15 protein-coding genes and 1 pseudogene are annotated in these 16,284 nt (G+C 68.4%); 6 read left to right on the top strand and 10 right to left on the bottom strand.

Annotation, left to right across the window (positions count from 1 at the left end; all coding sequences use genetic code 11):
* Positions 1 to 10 precede the first annotated feature (10 nt).
* From QCN29_RS22840 to QCN29_RS22880, 9 genes and pseudogenes are all read right to left on the bottom strand, one after another.
* Positions 11 to 1,240 carry an ISAs1 family transposase gene (locus tag QCN29_RS22840; protein ID WP_279930451.1) on the bottom strand — a complete coding sequence of 410 codons (1,230 nt, stop codon included), beginning with the start codon at positions 1,238 to 1,240 and terminating at the stop codon, positions 11 to 13.
* A 214-nt stretch (positions 1,241 to 1,454) separates the two neighbouring features.
* On the bottom strand, positions 1,455 to 1,796 hold the full coding sequence (locus QCN29_RS22845; protein ID WP_318036735.1) for a transposase family protein: 342 nt from the start codon (positions 1,794 to 1,796) through the stop codon (positions 1,455 to 1,457).
* Positions 1,797 to 1,876: 80 nt separating this feature from the next.
* Positions 1,877 to 2,155, bottom strand: a pseudogene (locus QCN29_RS22850) (hypothetical protein); the annotation flags it as partial.
* A gap of 157 nt (positions 2,156 to 2,312) precedes the next feature.
* Positions 2,313 to 3,824 (bottom strand): endonuclease/exonuclease/phosphatase family protein, encoded by a 1,512-nt coding sequence (locus tag QCN29_RS22855; protein ID WP_279930452.1) that lies wholly within the window; start codon positions 3,822 to 3,824, stop codon positions 2,313 to 2,315.
* A gap of 498 nt (positions 3,825 to 4,322) precedes the next feature.
* Positions 4,323 to 4,454, bottom strand: a complete 132-nt coding sequence (locus tag QCN29_RS22860; protein ID WP_279930453.1) for a hypothetical protein — start codon at positions 4,452 to 4,454, stop codon at positions 4,323 to 4,325.
* Positions 4,451 to 5,284 carry a class II fructose-bisphosphate aldolase gene (locus QCN29_RS22865; protein WP_279930455.1) on the bottom strand — a complete coding sequence of 278 codons (834 nt, stop codon included), beginning with the start codon at positions 5,282 to 5,284 and terminating at the stop codon, positions 4,451 to 4,453. The genes QCN29_RS22860 and QCN29_RS22865 overlap by 4 nt, the downstream gene beginning before the upstream one ends.
* Before the next feature lie 110 nt (positions 5,285 to 5,394).
* Entirely contained in the window at positions 5,395 to 6,345 is a 951-nt protein-coding gene (locus QCN29_RS22870; protein WP_279930456.1) for an SIS domain-containing protein, read from the bottom strand.
* Between the two features lie 76 nt (positions 6,346 to 6,421).
* Entirely contained in the window at positions 6,422 to 7,405 is a 984-nt protein-coding gene (locus QCN29_RS22875) for a 1-phosphofructokinase family hexose kinase (protein ID WP_279930457.1), read from the bottom strand.
* A complete protein-coding gene (locus tag QCN29_RS22880; protein WP_279930459.1) occupies positions 7,402 to 8,409 on the bottom strand; it encodes an ROK family protein in 1,008 nt (335 codons plus the stop codon). The genes QCN29_RS22875 and QCN29_RS22880 overlap by 4 nt, the downstream gene beginning before the upstream one ends.
* Positions 8,410 to 8,653: 244 nt before the next feature.
* Between QCN29_RS22880 and QCN29_RS22885 the strand changes: the two genes are divergently transcribed.
* The 5 genes from QCN29_RS22885 (at position 8,654) to QCN29_RS22905 (ending at position 14,179) form a co-directional block, all read left to right on the top strand.
* On the top strand, positions 8,654 to 9,448 hold the full coding sequence (locus QCN29_RS22885; RefSeq protein ID WP_279930461.1) for a DeoR/GlpR family DNA-binding transcription regulator: 795 nt from the start codon (positions 8,654 to 8,656) through the stop codon (positions 9,446 to 9,448).
* Between the two features lie 425 nt (positions 9,449 to 9,873).
* The gene (locus QCN29_RS22890) at positions 9,874 to 11,133 is read left to right on the top strand and encodes an extracellular solute-binding protein (RefSeq protein ID WP_279930462.1); all 1,260 of its coding nucleotides are present in this window, start codon (positions 9,874 to 9,876) and stop codon (positions 11,131 to 11,133) included.
* Between the two features lie 44 nt (positions 11,134 to 11,177).
* Entirely contained in the window at positions 11,178 to 12,095 is a 918-nt protein-coding gene (locus tag QCN29_RS22895) for a carbohydrate ABC transporter permease (RefSeq protein ID WP_279930464.1), read from the top strand.
* Positions 12,095 to 13,003, top strand: a complete 909-nt coding sequence (locus tag QCN29_RS22900; RefSeq protein WP_279930465.1) for a carbohydrate ABC transporter permease — start codon at positions 12,095 to 12,097, stop codon at positions 13,001 to 13,003. Before QCN29_RS22895 ends, QCN29_RS22900 begins: the two co-directional genes overlap by 1 nt.
* Positions 13,004 to 13,207: 204 nt before the next feature.
* Positions 13,208 to 14,179 carry an ABC transporter substrate-binding protein gene (locus QCN29_RS22905; protein WP_279930467.1) on the top strand — a complete coding sequence of 324 codons (972 nt, stop codon included), beginning with the start codon at positions 13,208 to 13,210 and terminating at the stop codon, positions 14,177 to 14,179.
* On the opposite strand, the gene QCN29_RS37165 is transcribed toward QCN29_RS22905, so the two are convergent.
* Entirely contained in the window at positions 14,145 to 14,357 is a 213-nt protein-coding gene (locus QCN29_RS37165; RefSeq protein WP_398859760.1) for a transposase family protein, read from the bottom strand. The genes QCN29_RS22905 and QCN29_RS37165 overlap by 35 nt on opposite strands.
* A gap of 118 nt (positions 14,358 to 14,475) precedes the next feature.
* Between QCN29_RS37165 and QCN29_RS22910 the strand changes: the two genes are divergently transcribed.
* Positions 14,476 to 16,269 (top strand): IS481 family transposase, encoded by a 1,794-nt coding sequence (locus QCN29_RS22910; RefSeq protein ID WP_279930468.1) that lies wholly within the window; start codon positions 14,476 to 14,478, stop codon positions 16,267 to 16,269.
* The last annotated feature ends 15 nt before the right edge of the window (positions 16,270 to 16,284 follow it).

Raw genomic sequence — 16,284 nt, forward strand, 5'->3', positions numbered from 1 at the left:
CAGGGCTTGATCAAGTTCCGTGAGTGCCGGGGTTGTTGGTAATACCCAGGATGGCGAGTGCTCGTTCGGGTTCGTGCCGGATGGCGCGGGTGGTCTTGGCGATGTTGTCGGCTCCGAGGAGCTTCAGGGTGCCGATGGCGAGGTTGCGGAAGGTGGCCATGGCGCGGGGCGCGTTGCCGGCGTGGACGGTCGAGGCGTCCTCGGCGAAGGTGACATCTCGGATGTAGTGGGAGGAATTTTCGATTCCCCAGTGCCCGCGAATGGCGGCGGCGAGGTCGGCGGGGCTGGTCTGGTGGATATCCAGGCTGGAGACGGCGTAGACGCTCTCGCGGCTCTCGGGCTTGCCGGTGGGCTTGCGGCGGCGGTGGACGCGGATGGCAAGGCGGGCGTGCGGGAAGGCGATCCCGCCGAGGCTGTCGGCGATGGAACAGGTCTTGATCGACCGGGACTCGCGCCGTCCGTGGGCGGCGCGGGAGGCGGTGTGCTGGACGGTGATCGATGCCCAGGGCAGGGCGGCGAGCTGGGCGTACGCGGTGGGCTGGTTGGTCTTGATGACCGCGATGTAGTGGGCCTTCTTCGTCTCGACCAGCCAGGTGATGTTGGCCTTCACCGAGTGCAGGGCATCGAAGGTGACCACGGCGTCAGCGAGGTGGAGCGGTGCCAGCAGGGGCTTGAAATGCCGCGTCTCGTTGGTCTTCGCGCCGACCTCGACCTGTGCGAGTGTGGCGACGGGGTGGTGCGTGACCGCCGCGAGCAGGTGCCGCCGCGGCGCATCGAGGCGGGCCGAGCCCCTCAGCGCCTTGCCGTCCACGGCGATGACCCGCCGCCGTCGGACAGTCGGCGTATCCACGCACGCGGACTTGCGGTGCTGGTCAGCGAGGTAGGCGCCCACGGCCTGGTCCAAGGCGTCGCCGTCGACCGCCATGAGGACGCGTCCGATGGTGACCGGTTTCGGGCCGCGCCGCCAGCCGAGCAGGTGACGGCGGATCCCCAGGGTTGCCAGCAGGGTGTTCGTGGCCCGCTCGGCAAACTCGGCGATCTCCTCCAGGCTCTTCGCACCGGACACGGCCGCGCAGGCACACACCAGCAGGACCGACACCAGGGAGTACCAGCGGCCCCGGCGTGAACGCGGATCGGGCACCGACGCGAGGTAGGGGCACAGGTCAGCGATCCGGTCCGCATCCAGCGGACCCAGCTTCTCCAGCACGGCAGGGATAGGGGAAGATGCAACGGCAGGCACGGGACATCCTCATGATCATCTGGCTTAGTCACCACAATGATCACGAACCCCCGTGCCTGCACTGCTACCCGCCTCTACCAGCCCTGATCGTCAACCACCCGCGCATCCGGGGAACTTGACGGAGCCCTGNGAAGATGCAACGGCAGGCACGGGACATCCTCATGATCATCTGGCTTAGTCACCACAATGATCACGAACCCCCGTGCCTGCACTGCTACCCGCCTCTACCAGCCCTGATCGTCAACCACCCGCGCATCCGGGGAACTTGACGGAGCCCTGGCGGTGTGCGACGCTGGTAGCGCATGGTCAGCCCCGCTATCTGTTCGGCGAAGGTCACCTTCGGGCACGTCGCGTTTTCGCAGTACAGACGGCGCACGGACAAGTCGATACGCACAGGCTGGCCAGCGAGAGTGACGTCGGCGAGGCGCCGTACGTACCGGCTGTGGACCCACGCACTCAGCGCGCCGCACCCCGTACATCCTGCAGGAACACCGGATCTCGTATGGGCGTGAACCGTCACACCAGTATCAGAGACATCGATCGACTCCACCAGCACATCCGCCAACTGCGGTAACGATCGCCCATTTCAACAGCACACAACCAAAGGCTGCCCGCTACGTGGACCGGCCGACCGCGTCACCGAGATGATCTACGCCTACGAAAATCTCGCCAGAGCCACGTTGGTCTGTACGCCGACACGAGGGAGTTGAGGATCTCGTCGGCGGTCTTGGTCCAGGTGAATGGCCTGGGGTTCTCGTTCCATCCGTCGATCCAGGCCCTGATGTCTTGCTCCAGGGCCTTCACTGAGGTGTGCACCCCGCGGCGGATGAGTTTGTCCGTCAGCAGGCCGAACCACCGCTCGACCTGGTTCATCCACGAGGAGCCGGTGGGGGTGTGCTTCGGCCTTGACGTCAACTCCAGTGCTCCGGGTCCCATCGACAGGCGTCACTGGTTTCTCACCGCGTGAATTCATCACGTCTTGAAGAAAGCCCAGATCCCATCCTTTCTGCCTTTGTCAGGACGCAGGTCGGCTCCGGTCACCCTCTGGGAGGCCGGAGCCGGCGAAGCTGCGTCAACCGACTTGGAACACGGTCAGTACGGCAGCGTGGTCGGAGGTCCAGAGGTTGCTGCTGGGGTTGGTCTGCGAGGGACTGCCGGTCCAGAGCGTCTGGGACGACAGGACGGTCAGCGGGCCCTTGTAGTGGATGAAGTCGATCCGGTCCTGGGGCTCCGGCTCACCGATGTGGCTGTCGTAGCCGTAGCCGCCGGTGAACGTCTTGTAGAGCGGGGACCAGGTCATGCCGGGGTCGGTGGCGGGGTTCGGGTTGGCCTGGCGGTAGGAGTCGATGAGGCCCGCGTTTTCCACGGAGACCGAGGTCGGCCACGGGACGGCTCCGTAGCCGCAACGGCTTTTGGCGGATGTCCAGTCGAGGTGAGACGCGGAGTTGAAGTCGCCGACCAGCAACACCGGAGTGGATGCCGAGGCCGACAGGTCGCTGTTCATCGCGGAGATGATCGAGTTGATCTGACCGGTCCGGCCCGACTGCGCCTCGCGGTCCATCAGCTGCTGCACATTCATGCGGCCGAAGCAGGCGTCATAGGGGCCGTACGGGTGGTAGCCGAGGTGGGCGCTCCACAGCCGCAGAGACCGGGAACCCAGGTCGATGGTGGCGGCAACGGCCGAACCGGCAACCGTGGGCGTGGTCGCGGTGATCGGGTAGCGGCTGATGACCGCCTGGTCGGTGTTCTGGTAGAAGCTCCAGCCGAGCGCGGAAGCGATCTGCTGGGCGGCCGTTCCGCCGTTCTCCTGGATGCCGACGACGTCGATGTCCTGGTCGAGCAGGAACCTCAGTTCCTTGTCGAGTCCACCGACGACCTGAGTGCCGCCGTGCCAAAGGTTCCAGGTCAGCGCCCTGAGCTGGGGGACGAGAACACCGGACTGGACGCGGATCGTGACGGTCGCGTCGGCGCTGTTCCCAGCGGAGTTGGTGGCCCGCACGCCGACGGTCACGGTACCGGCGGCGGTGGGTGTGCCGGACAAGACACCCGACGGAGACACTGACGCCCATGCCGGGCCGGAGGTCTTGCTGAAGGTGAGCCCGGTCGTGCTGCCCCGAACAAGGCCGGCGACTGTCGCGCTGTATAGGGCCGAGACCTTGCCGTTGCGTAGGGGGAACGCGGTGGACAACCATGACGGCCCGGCGGCCGGGTCCACGATCCTGAACGGGACGGGCTGCGCCAGCCAGGTGTACCCGTCGTTGTAGAGGTAGTACAGGATGTAGTTGCCGGCGGCCAGGCCTGTCGTCGGGAGTGAGGCGGTACCGCTCGTACCGGGGGTGTAGATCCACTTGGCCGAGGACGCGACGTAGGTCTGGTTGACCGGCCCGTTTCCGGGATCGGAGTAGAGCCCGACCCAGTTCTTGGCGTTGCTCGATGTGGTCGTGTAGCTGAATGAGACGGGCGAGTCAGCTGCGACAGTGGCCGAGGCGATGCTGAGCGTGCCCGTCGGCGCGGCGGCCTGGGCGGGTCTGACGAACAACAGGGCGGCCGCGAGTGCCATCGCGAGTGCCAGAAGTCTGCGCATGGGCGGTCCTTCGTGAAGGTGAGGGGATTGGACCCACGGTGGCTACCATGGGCGGAATCGCAATGACGTCCCGCCGGCCTTCCGCCCCATCCACGCCAACTCATCTGGACAAGTTGGTGCGGGGCTGCAGCGCGGCGGACGGTGCCACCGGCAGCTAGTGGGGTTGCAGAACGTGGCGGCTCCACGGTTGCCATCGGCTGTGGTCCGGCGTCTCGCGGGGCCGAGGAGACACGGGTCCAGCGAACGTCTGTGGAGGACGAGGAGGCGGCACGACGACGGTAGGCCGGCGTAGGGCACAGTGGATGGCGTGGAGGTTGCGCGATGACGTCGTCTCGTGTCACTACGCGCATCGCGCGCCCTGGACAAGAGCGTCCTGGTCCGTCCGGGCGCTTCCGCTAAGCAGGTTCCTTGTGGTGGTCACCATGAGAAGGCGTGAACGCGAGATTGGGAGGGCAGCATGCGCGCTGAAACGGGCGCACGTACGGCCCTGTGGGCGGATCAGCCGAGGACTTGGACTTCGGCGAGGGAGAGAGGGCGGTCGGAGCCGACGAGCTGGACGCGGATGTATCGGGCGGTGCGACTGATGGGGAGGGGCAGGCTGTTGCAGACGGTGTTCGGGTGGTGGGTCAACCGGCGAGTACGGTCAGCAGCCGTTCCACTTCGGAGGCAACTGCCTCTCTGGCTGGCCCGAGGTACTTACGGGGGTCGGCGACGGTCGGGGCCTCTGCCAGCCGTTCCCGGATCGAGCGGGTGAAGAGCTGGTTCAGGTGGGTGGAGATGTTCACCTTCGTCATGCCGGCGGCGACGGCCTTCGAGAGGTCCTCGTCGCCGACGCCCGAGGAGCCGTGCAGGACGAGGGGTATGCCGAGGGAGTCCCGGAGGCGGGTGATGAGGGCCAGGTCGAGGACGGCGTCGCGGGTGAGCATGGCGTGCGAGCTGCCCACGGCGACGGCCAGCGCGTCGACGGCCGTCGCGGCGGCGAAGGCGCGGGCCTCGTCCGGGTCGGTGCGGAGGCCGGGGGCGTGGGCGCCGTCCTTGCCGCCGACCTCGCCGAGTTCGGCCTCGACCCAGACGTCGGCCCGGTGGCAGTGGTCGGTGATCATGCGGGTGGCGGCCACGTTGGCCCCGTACGGGAGCCGGGAGGCGTCGAACATCACCGAGGTGAAGCCGAGCGCGACGGCCTCGTGGACGAGTTCAGCCGTCTCGGCGTGGTCCAGGTGGACGGCGACCGGCACGGAGGCGGAGCCGGCGAGGGACAGCGACGCGGCCGCGATCGGGGCGAGCGCGCCGTGGTAGCGGGCGGTGTTCTCGCTGATCTGCAGGATGACGGGGAGCCCGGCCCGTTCGGCTCCGGCAACGATGGCCTCGGCGAGCTCGATCTGCACGACGTTGAAGGCGCCGACGCCTCGGTTGCCAGCGGACGCGGGACCGATGATGTCATCGGTGGGGGTGAGGGGCATGAAGATTCTCCACAAGCGGTGGGGGCGCCGTCCGCGGACAGCCAGGGCCCCAGCAGTGGCCTGAGCGGCGCGCTCGGCCGCCTGCCGGGTCGGGGGATGATGTGCGGCGCTTACGCAGAGGCGTCCTGGAGGATGACGGAGCGCGTCAGGTTCCGGGGGGTGTCCGGGCTCTGACCGCTCGCCAGGGCGAGGTGGACGGCCAGTCGCTGGGCGATCACCAGATCGGCGAGGGGGTCGAGCCCGTCGGCCATGCCTCCTGAGGCGGAGACGAAGTGACCACCGACCCGGGCGATGTCGTCAGTGAGTCCCTCCGGTGCGGCGCCGAAGAGCCAGGCGACGCGTCCGGGTCGGGTGATGCTGATGGGCCCGTGCCGGTACTCCATGGCCGGGTACGCCTCGGTCCACGCGCCGGCCGCCTCACGCATCTTCAGGGCGGCCTCCTGGGCGAGTCCGTAGGTCCAGCCGCTGCCGAGGAACGTGAATTGCTCGGCACCGGTCACCTCGGGGCCGAGGGGCACCTCGAGGGCCCGCCGGGCGTCTCGAACCGCCTGGGCGACCAGCCGGACGCCCAGTGGCAGGGCGTCCTCCGCCTCGAGGTGTGCGCGGAGCAGGACCAGCACCGTGGTGGCGAACCGCGTCTGGACCACCGACTCCTCGTCGGCGTAGTCGAGCACCACCACCGCGTCGGCGGCGGTCATCACGGGGGTGCTCGGGTCCGCCGTGATCGCGCTGGTGGGCACCGCGCCCCGCACCCGTCCGAGCAGGTCCAGGACCTCGGTGGTAGTGCCGGAGCGGCTGATGCCGAGGACCCGGTCGTACTGGCGGCCGTGCGGGAACTCGGAGGCGGCGAAGGCGTCGGTCTCGCCGTGACCTGCGGCCTCGCGCAGCTGGGCGTAGGCGTGCGCCATGAACCAGGACGTGCCGCAGCCCACCACGGCCACGCGCTCACCACGCCGGGGCAGTGCCGAGGCGAAGCGGCCGACCGACTCGACGGTGCGCTGCCAGACGGCCGGCTGGGAGGCGATCTCGATGGAGGTGCGGGAGGTTTCGCAGGTGGTCACGCGGGTTCCTTCTTCCGGGGCCGTCGAGGCGGGGAGAACGATGCTCGTTCATGGTGCGCTACATGCAGATAGATAGTCAAGAAATGATTGAACGATGCCATATTCGAGCAACAGTGAGCATGACGCTTGGGTGGTCGCGCGGGAAGGGAAGCACCTCGACGGGTGCTATCCGTCGGAACCGCTCGTACACCCCCGCGTCTACGTCCCCTGCCACCGGGCACGGCACCGCCGCTGCCGACAGGGCCACAGCCTCCCGCAAGGTGTCGGCCCAGGGGGCGCCGGCCGCCAGACCCGCTGCCAGCGCGGCCACACAGGCGTCACCCGCCCCCGTGGGGTTGCCGGAGAGCCGCTCGGGAGGCTTCGCGAGCCAGCCTCCATCTGGCGTGAGCGCGTACAGCCCTTCGGGACCCGCGGACGCGACGACCGTACAGGCTCCCCAGGCGCGTAGCGCCGCGGCCGCGACCTGGAGATCGTGTCGGCCCGTGGCCGCCGTGATCTCGTCCGCGTTGGGTTTGACGACGTCAGGACCCGCCTTCAGGGTGGCTGTCAGCGCCGGACCACTGGTGTCGACCACGGTGGCCGCCCCGGCCTTCGCCGCGTCGCGGATCAGCTGGGCGTAGGCGTTTCCGGGCAACCCCGGAGGCACGCTGCCACTCAACACGACCACGCGCGCCTCGGGGAGGAGGCTCGCGTAGTGCTGGCGGAAGGCTTCCCACTCTGCTTCGGTGACCTGCGGCCCCCGGCCGTTGAAGACCGTGGCGTCGCCGTCGTCGTGAGAGACGACCGCAAGGGTGCGCCGCGAGTCCCCGGCCACGTCCACGAACTCGTCCCGGATGCCTGTGGCATGGAGTCCTTCACGGATCAGGCGTCCGGTGGGCCCGCCGGCGAGGCCGGTGGCGACCGGCGTGTGCCCGAGGAAGGCGAGCACGCGGGCCACGTTGATCCCCTTGCCGCCCGCTCGTTCGTGCGCGGTCTCGACGCGGTGGGAAGAGCGGGGAGTGAGGCGGTCGACATGCCACGTGACGTCGAGGGCCGCATTGAGCGTGACGGTGAGGATCATGAGGTGAGGGCTCCCGTCGGCGTGCTGACGTGGGCGCGCCCGGCTTCCTGCCAGGCGATGAGTCCGGCGCCGAGGCATCCGGCCCTGTCCCCGAGCTCGGCCCGCAGGACCACGGGGCGCCTCTGGAAGGTCAGCCGCGCGGCGAGCGCGGCTTCCACCGGGTCGAACAGGAGCCGGCCCGCCTCGGCGAGGCCGCCTCCGATCACCAGCGACTGGGGTGCGAAGAGTGTGACGGCGGTCGCCAGCGCGCACGCCAGAGCGTCGACCGCCCGGTTCCAGATCGCCCTGGCCGCCGGGTCGCCCTGCTCAGTCAGGGCCGCGACGTCTGCCGCGCCCGAAACCGCCCGCCCGGTGCGAGCCGTATAGGCGGCTGCGACGGCGGAGGCAGAGGCCACCGTCTCGAGGCAGCCGGTGCCGCCGCACGCGCACGGATCCCCGTCGGCTTCGACGACGACGTGCCCGAGCTCACCGGCGTACCCTCCGCTGCGGACGGATCGACCGTCGCTGATGACGGAGGCCGAGATGCCGGTTCCGATGGCTACGAAGAGGGATTCGCGCGCTCCTCGGGCGGCGCCGAGTGCCCCTTCGGCCAGACCGCCCGCGCGTACGTCGTGGCCCAGGGTGACGGGCAGTCCGGTTCTGCCCTGCAGGAGTGCCGCCAGGGGCAGGTCCCGCCACCCGATGTTGGCCGACCACACGGCCTTCTGCAGGTCTTCGTCGACGATCCCGGGCACCACCACCCCGGCGTGGAGTATGTGCTTCCGGTATTCGGTCGCCGTTCGCCCTAGCTCCGCAAGGGCGTCCGCGACGGCGTCGACCACGGTGCCTGGTCCCTGCGCCCGCGGAGTCGGGCGGTGCACCGAGGCGAGAGGCTTCATTCCGGAGTCGAAGACGGCCCCCTTCATGCCAGTGCCGCCTACGTCGAGGCCGAGGACGCACCCCCGGTCGTCGGGCTTGTGGGAGTGTGCCGCCGGCGGCGGAGCAGGATGAGGGCTTCGAGTCATGCGATCAAACCGCCTCTATGTGTGATTGTGCTTATTTAGGGCATGTATCAAGCGTCTAAGCGCATGTGGGCTGAGCGCAGTATCCGACGGAAGAGTCTAAGAGTCCAGGAGTCGACGCGTGTAGACGCTGCTGGCGTGTGCAGATCGCACCACGCGCGGTCTGCGTGAAGGCTGCGAAGCTACGATCGTTTTCGCGCATCCCGTGAGGGAGCGAACGAGTCCGGGACCCAGAAGGATGTGGCACGTGTCCAAGCAGGAGCGATGGAGCAGGCTGCTGGAGCTGCTCGCGGCTGACGGCAAGCTCGACGTGGAGGAGGCCGCCGTCGCGGTCGCCGTGTCGCCCGCCACCATCCGGCGCGACCTCGACGAGCTGGCCGAGCAGAAGCTCCTGGTCCGGACGCGGGGCGGGGCGATGGCGCACGGCGTCTCGTACGAACTTCCGCTGCGCTACAAGTCCTCGCGGCGTACGTCCGAGAAGCAGCGGATCGCGACGGCGGTGGTCGAGCTCCTGACGGAGGGCGACGTCGTCGGGCTCAACGGCGGCACCACCACGACGGAGGTGGCCCGCGCGCTGGCGCTCCGTGCCGGCAGCGGCGTGGGCGAGCGGAACGAGGCCGCCCCCCAGTTCACCGTGGTGACGAACGCACTCAACATCGCCGGCGAGCTGACCGTGCGCCCTCAGTTCAAGATCGTCGTCACCGGCGGTGTGGCCCGGCCGCAGACGTACGAGCTGGTGGGTCCGCTCACCGAGGGGGTGCTGAACCAGGTGGTGCTCGACATCGCGGTCCTCGGTGTCGACGGCGTGGATCCGCAGCTCGGGGTGATGACCCGGCATGAGGACGAGGCCGGCATCAGCCGGCTCTTCGCCGAACGGGCCCGGAAGGTCGTCCTCGCGACGGACTCGACCAAGGTGGGCCAGCGGGCGTTCGCCCGCATCTGCGGTCTCGACCGCGTCGACGTGCTGGTCACCGACGCGGGCCTGGTCCCCGACATGGCCGCGCGCTTCGCCGAGGCGGGGATCGAGGTCATCACCGTCTGACACCACCCCCCTGCGACCCTTCCCGCAGGACCTCCACGCCGCGCCCCGCCTCCGTCACCTACGGAGGCGGGGCGCGGCGCGTTTCGTGGGCTTCCGGTCCCACCCCCATCGAAACCGTGTGGGATTAGGTAGTCTTGCGGATTGTTCTCGCCGCGTCCTTTTTGTTCCCTGGTTGGGCGGAGTTCCGCAGTGGCGCCGGATGGGCCCGCACGGCCAATCGCCGGCTCCGGGGGGGTTCGCATCTTTCAGGTAACGGCCCTTGGTGTCGGACTCCATGTGCTGTTTACTTTGCCCGCAACGGATGCTCGCAATTGATCGAAAGTCGTGCTGACTCTTCAACTCCTTGCGTGTCCATAGTTTGCTGCAGTTCGGAACCCCTGGCCTGTCGTTGCGACCGGCCGAGAGACACAAAGGCGGTACTGACGATGAAGAAGCGCGTGTTCGTGGCGGCCTGCACCCTCGGTGTACTCACCCTCACGGCCTGCGGAGGCGGCGACGGCGGCGCGTCGGACGGCGGGGACGTGACCCTGAAGCTCGTCGCCGCCGACTACGGCGACAAGGCGTCCAATAGCTCGACCGCGTACTGGAAGGACGTGGCGGAACGCTTCACCGCGGCCAACCCGACCATCAAGGTCGACGTCCAGGTCGTCAACTGGAACGACATCGACGCCCAGGCCAAGACGATGATCCAGAGCGGCAACGTGCCGGACGTCCTCCAGACCGGCGGCTACGCCGACAAGGTCGCCGACGACCTCCTCTACAAGGCCGACGAGGTCCTCTCGGAGAAGACCCGCGCCAACCTCATCGACAGCTTCGCCAAGGCCGGAGAGGTCGACGGCACCCAGTACGGCATCCCGTTCGTCTCCTCCGCGCGCGCCCTGTTCTACAACAAGGCGGTCTTCGCGAAGGCCGGCGTCACCGAGGCGCCCAAGACCTGGGCCGAACTGAGGGCCGCCGCGGAGAAGGTCAAGGCCAAGGTGCCCGGCGTCACCCCGTACGCTCTCCCGCTCGGCCCCGAGGAGGCCCAGGGCGAGTCCCTCATCTGGGAGCTCGGCAGCGGCGGCGGCTTCACCGACGCCCAGGGCGCGTACACCCTGAACAGCCCGGCCAACATAGAGGCGTTCAGCTGGCTCAAGACGAACCTGGTCGAGCCCGGTCTCACCTACGCCAACCCCGCGACCACCGACCGCAAGACCGCCTTCGCCGACTTCGCGGCCGGCAAGACCGCCATGCTCAACGGCCACCCCTCGCTCATCCAGATGTCGAAGGACGGCAAGGTCGACTACGGCGTCGCCCCCATCCCCGGCAAGGACGGGGCGCTCGCCTCCACGCTCGGCGTGGCCGACTGGATGATGGCCTTCAAGGACAACGGGCACAAGGAAGAGATCAGGAAGTTCCTCGACTTCGCGTACTCCAAGGAGAACACGCTGAAGTTCGACGAGATGTACAACCTCATGCCGGTGACCGAGGACACCCTCCAGGAGATGACCTCCAACGGCAAGCACAAGGACCTGGAGCCCTTCTTCGCCCTGCTGCCGAAGGCCGTCTTCTACCCGCTGGGCGACACCACCTGGGACGCCGTCTCCGCCGAGATCAAGAAGAGCGGCGGCACCGCGGTGAACGACCCCGCGAAGGTGCTGGGCGAGCTGCAGAAGAAGGCCGAGGCGGCGGTCGCCGACCAGTAGGCCCCGGCCCTCGCAGGCTCCGCACCTCACGGAAGGCACTCCTCGTGTCCCCCACAACGTCTCCCGCCCGCCCTGGCCGCAAGCGCGGCCGGGGCGGCCTGGCCCGCCTCGGACCACTGCCCTGGATCGGGCCCGCCGTCCTGCTCATCGCGCTCGTCGTCCTCTGGCCCGTCTACGAGATGGTCCGCACGTCGTTCCTGAAGATCAGCAGCAGCGGATTCGTCCGCGGCTCGGCTGGCTTCGACAAGTACCGGCAGCTCCTCGAGGAACCGGCGCTGCCCTCGGTCGTGGTGTCCACCGTGGTGTGGACGCTCGTCGTCGTCACCGCCACCATGGTGCTCTCGCTGGCGCTGGCACAGCTCTTCAACCAGCGGTTCCCCGGCCGCCGCCTCACCCGCTGGGCCCTGATCGCGCCCTGGGCCGCCTCGGTCGTGATGACAGCGATCGGCTTCAAGTGGATGCTCGACCGGACGGCCGGCGTCCTCAACACGCTCATGACCGACCTCGGGATCGTCGACGACCCGAAGGACTGGCTCGGCGGCCCCGCGACCGCCTGGCCGTGGATGATGTTCGTCGCCGTGTTCGTGTCGCTGCCCTTCACCACGTACACCCTGCTCGCCGGGCTCCAGACCGTCCCCGCCGAGGTCTACGAAGCCGCCAGGGTCGACGGAACCACCCCCTGGCAGATCTACGTGCGGATCACCCTCCCGCTGCTGCGCCCGGCGCTGCTCGTCGGCATGGTGATCAACCTGATCAACGTCTTCAACTCGTTCCCGATCATCTGGTCCATGACCCGCGGCGGCCCGGACAGCGACACCGCCACCACCACGGTCTTCATGTACCAGCTCAAGAACGCCGACATCGGCCAGTCCGCGGCGATGTCCGTCGTCAACTTCGCCCTCGTCCTGCTGATGGTCGCCCTCTTCCTCAAGGCCACCCGCTGGAACCAGGAGGAGAGCTGATGTCCCAGCAGACCCTCGACCACGCCGACCGCGCGGCACCCACCACCCCCGAGGCCGGCGAGGTGGGTCGGCGATCCCCCCGGGCCCCGCGCCGACCGCGCCCGCGCGTGCTGCTCGTCGCGGCCGTCGCCTGGATGCTCGCCGCCGTGTTCCTGCTGCCCTACGTGGAGATGGTCATCACCGCGCTCCGGCCGGCGGACGAACTCCGCGACGCCACCTACCTGCCGAGCGCCTTCGAGTGGGGGAACTTCGTCGACGTCTGGCGCGAGTCGCACCTCGGGGACAACCTGCGCGTCACGCTGCTCATCTCCGCCGGATCCACCCTGCTCGTCCTGCTGGTCGCGATTCCCGCCGCGTACTACACCGCGCGCATGAAGTTCCGCGGCCGGGGGCTCTTCCTGCTGCTGGTGCTCGTCACTCAGATGTTCCAGCCGACGTCCCTGCTGGTCGGTCTCTACCGCGAGTTTTACCAGCTCGACATGCTCAACTCCGTCTGGACCCTGATCCTCTGCAACGCGGCCTTCAACCTGGCCTTCGCGATCTGGATCCTCACCGCGTACTTCTACTCCATCCCCGAGGCGCTGGAGGAGGCGGCCATGATCGACGGCCTGGGCCGGGGCGGCGCCCTGCTGCGCATCACCCTTCCGCTGGCGATGCCCGGAGTCGTGACCGCGATGATCTTCACCTTCATCGCCGCGTGGAACGAGTTCGTGATGGGCCTGACGCTCTCGACCGTTCCCGAGGGCCAGCCCCTGACCGTCGGCATCAACAGCTTCATCGGCAACTACACCGTCCAGTGGAACTACCTGTTCGCCGGCTCGGTCATCGCCATCGTCCCCGTCGTGATCCTCTTCGCCCTCATCGAGCGCAAGGTCGTCTCCGGACTGACCGCGGGATCCGTCAAGTAACACCCCCGTTCGCGGCCCGCCCCCACCTGCCGCCCTCCCTGACCACGACCGGAGGGGGCGGGGCCGCCCCACTACATTCCCGCACGAGGAGACCACGTGCCGAGCCACCGCCGCGCCGTGACCGCGGCCGCCACGGCCCTGGCCCTGTCGGCCCCGCTTGCCGGCTGATCCGAGATCGGTACCAGCGGACCCACCACCCTGACCATGGTCGTCGCCGACTACGAGCTGAGCGGCCGATCCGACAGCACGGAGCGCTACCGGGCCGACCTGACCTCGGCGTTCAAAGCACCACATCCGGACATCGATGTGACGGTGGATGTCGTCTCATGGAACGACGTCGACCGCAAGGTCGCCGAGATGAGTCGGGACGGCAACCCGCCCGACATCGCGCAGCTCGGCTCCTACGTCCACTTCGCCGACTGCGGAGAGCTCTATGCGGCGGACGATCTGCTCTCGATCCCCGTCCAGGCCGGCTTCGTACAGACTCTGGCCAGGGTCTGCGAGTACCAACGGACCCAGTACGGCCTGCCGTTCGTTGCCTCGACGAGACTGCTGTTCCACAACAAGAAGCTCCTCGCAGAGGCCGGGGTGAAGCGACCTACGACCACCTGGGCGCAGCTGAAGGACGCGGCGGAGCAGGTCAAGAACCGTACCGATGCCCGCTACCCCGTGGCGCTCCCGCTCGGACCGGAGGAGGCCCAGGTCGAGGCGATGGCCTGGATGCTCGGTACGGATGGCGGTTACACCGCGTCCAACGGGAGCTACAGGATCGACTCCGAGCAGAACGTCGCCATGCTCACCTGGCTGAAGGAGAACCTGGTGCAGCCGGGGCTCACCGGCCCCGTCCCTCCCGGACGACTCGACCGCAAGGACGCTTACTCCACGTTCGTGAAGGGAGACGTGGCCATGGTCAATGGGCGTCCCTCCCTCTTGGGTGCCGCGCGGCAGGCCAGCGTCGACGTCGGCCTGGTGCCCGTGCCCGGCCGCGAAGACAGCGCGGTCAGTGCCCCCTGCATGGTGGACTGGGTCAGCGCCTTCAAGCACAACGGGAACCGGGGCGAGATCGGCCGCTTCCTCGACTTCGTCTACGCCGACGAGAACGTCCGGACTTTCGCCGCCCGCAACAATGAGCATTTCCGATCTACCCTCGGGCGAGTGAAGATCGCTTTTGCGTGATCACGAGGAGGGCATGGAGCACGGCGGTGATGCGGTTCGGGCTGATCCGCACCAGGTCCAGCACCCGCCACCGCTTGAGTTCGGCGAAGGCGTGTTCAACGGGGGCACGGAGCTTGGCGAGTGCGGAATTGGCCTGCTTCTCCCAGCCGTTGTGTCCCTTGCCCTTCGGGCGCTTGATGGGAGTGTGTCGTGTGTGGCATCAGGAGATTGATGACAGAAGAGTCTCGGGAGAAGCTTGACAGTTGTCTCGGGACATCATTGACGATGTCGCCGGCGATCCTCGATCATGAGCTGCTGTGGAAGTCGGGGACGAAGCCGGGCAGCATGGCCCTACGTGGCTGGTCGAGCAGCGGTATCGGGCGGTACTTGAGGTTGTCGACGGCTCGCCGGTCAGTGAGGTGGCCATCCGGTACGGCGTGTCACGCCAGGCGGTCTATACCTGGAAGTCGAAGTACGAGGCCGGAGGGTTGGAAGGGCTGCAGGAGAAGTCCCGGCGCCCGCGAACCAGTCCGACCCGGCTTCCCTCCGAAGTCGAAGCTCTGGTCTGCGAGATGCGTCGGACAAATCCTCGCTGGGGTGCTCGCCGGATCGCCTTCGAGATAGCCCGGCCCCCGGTTGAGGCCGCGCCGTCGCGGGCGACCGTCCACCGCGTCCTGGCGCGCAACGGGCTCATCCGGCACCAACAGCAGAAACACCGCCGCAAGTACAAGCGGTGGCAGCGCGAGACGCCGATGCATCTGTGGCAGATGGACCTGGTCGGCGGCATCTACCTGGCGGATGGCCGCGAGTGCAAGATGCTCACGGGCATCGACGACCACTCCCGGTTCGTCGTCGTCTCCACGGTCCTGGCGGTGCCTTCCGGACGGGCCGTGGCAGATGCATTCGTGCGCGCGATGCGCACCTACGGAGTACCGGCCGAGGTCCTGACCGACAACGGGAAGCAGTTCACCGGCCGGTTCACCAAGCCACGCCCGGCGGAGGTGCTCTTCGAGCGCGTGTGCAGAGAGAACGGCATCACGGCCAAGCTGATCAAGCCCTACTCGCCGACCACCACCGGCAAGATCGAACGATGGCATCAGACACTTCGGCGCGAACTGCTGGACGTCTCCGGCCCGTTCACCGACCTTCCTGCCGCCCAGGCCGCGGTCGACGCCTGGGTGCATACCTACAACACCGCCCGGCCCCACCAGGCACTGAACATGGCCACGCCCGCCAGCCTGTTCAGGCCGAACCCTCAGCCGGAGCCGACGGTCGTCGTCGCTCCCGAGGTGCCCGACAAGCAGCCTGAGGACGCCGCCGAGCCGCAGGGGTCGGTCGGCTTGCTGGTGCCGACCTCTGCCCAGGCCATGGAGTTCGAGGCCGTGATCGCCGCCAGCGGTCAGCTCGGCGTTCTCCCACGGATCCAGCGCGTGAAACTTGGCCAGGACTACGCCGGCCAGCGCGCACGCGTGTGGGCCGACGAACACACCATCCACGTCCTCGTCGACGGCAAGCTGGTCAAGAGCGTCGCCTCCCGTCTCGATGCCGGCAACCTGCACGAACTGTCGCTGCGCGGCGCCGTCCCGGCAGGCCCCCCTCCGGCCGCACCGGCCGCGGCACGGCAGGGGGAGCTGCAACCGGGCGCCGTCGTGGAGATCGACCGCAACGTCGACCAGAGCGGCATCGCCCAGCTCGGAGGCGTCGCCGTGACCATCGGATACGAGCTCGCGAACCAACGCGTCACCCTGCGCCTGGACGGACATCTCCTGCACGTCGTCCACGACGGCGTACTGGCCAGGACGCTCCCCGCGCCGATCGACGCCGACCAGCGCGCGAGTTTGCGCGGAGCCCGAGTCGTCACCGGAGAACTCCCTCCGCCCGCGGCCGGAGCGGTCCGCGTCGAGCGCAAGGTGCCCGCCGACGGCGTCATCATGGTCGCCCGCCAACGGCTCCGCGTCGGCCGAACCTACGCCGGCGAACTCGTCACCGTCCACGTCGAAGACACGTACTTCCGCATCACCCTCAACGGCGCCGACCTGTCGCTCCACCCGCGCAAGGACCAACGGCCGGTCACCCGCTTCAGAGCCAAGATCCACGCACCGAAACTCTGAGGCACCTTGTCCACC

Source organism: Streptomyces chengmaiensis (assembly GCF_029846775.1).
GTDB classification, from domain to species: Bacteria; Actinomycetota; Actinomycetes; order Streptomycetales; family Streptomycetaceae; genus Streptomyces; species Streptomyces chengmaiensis.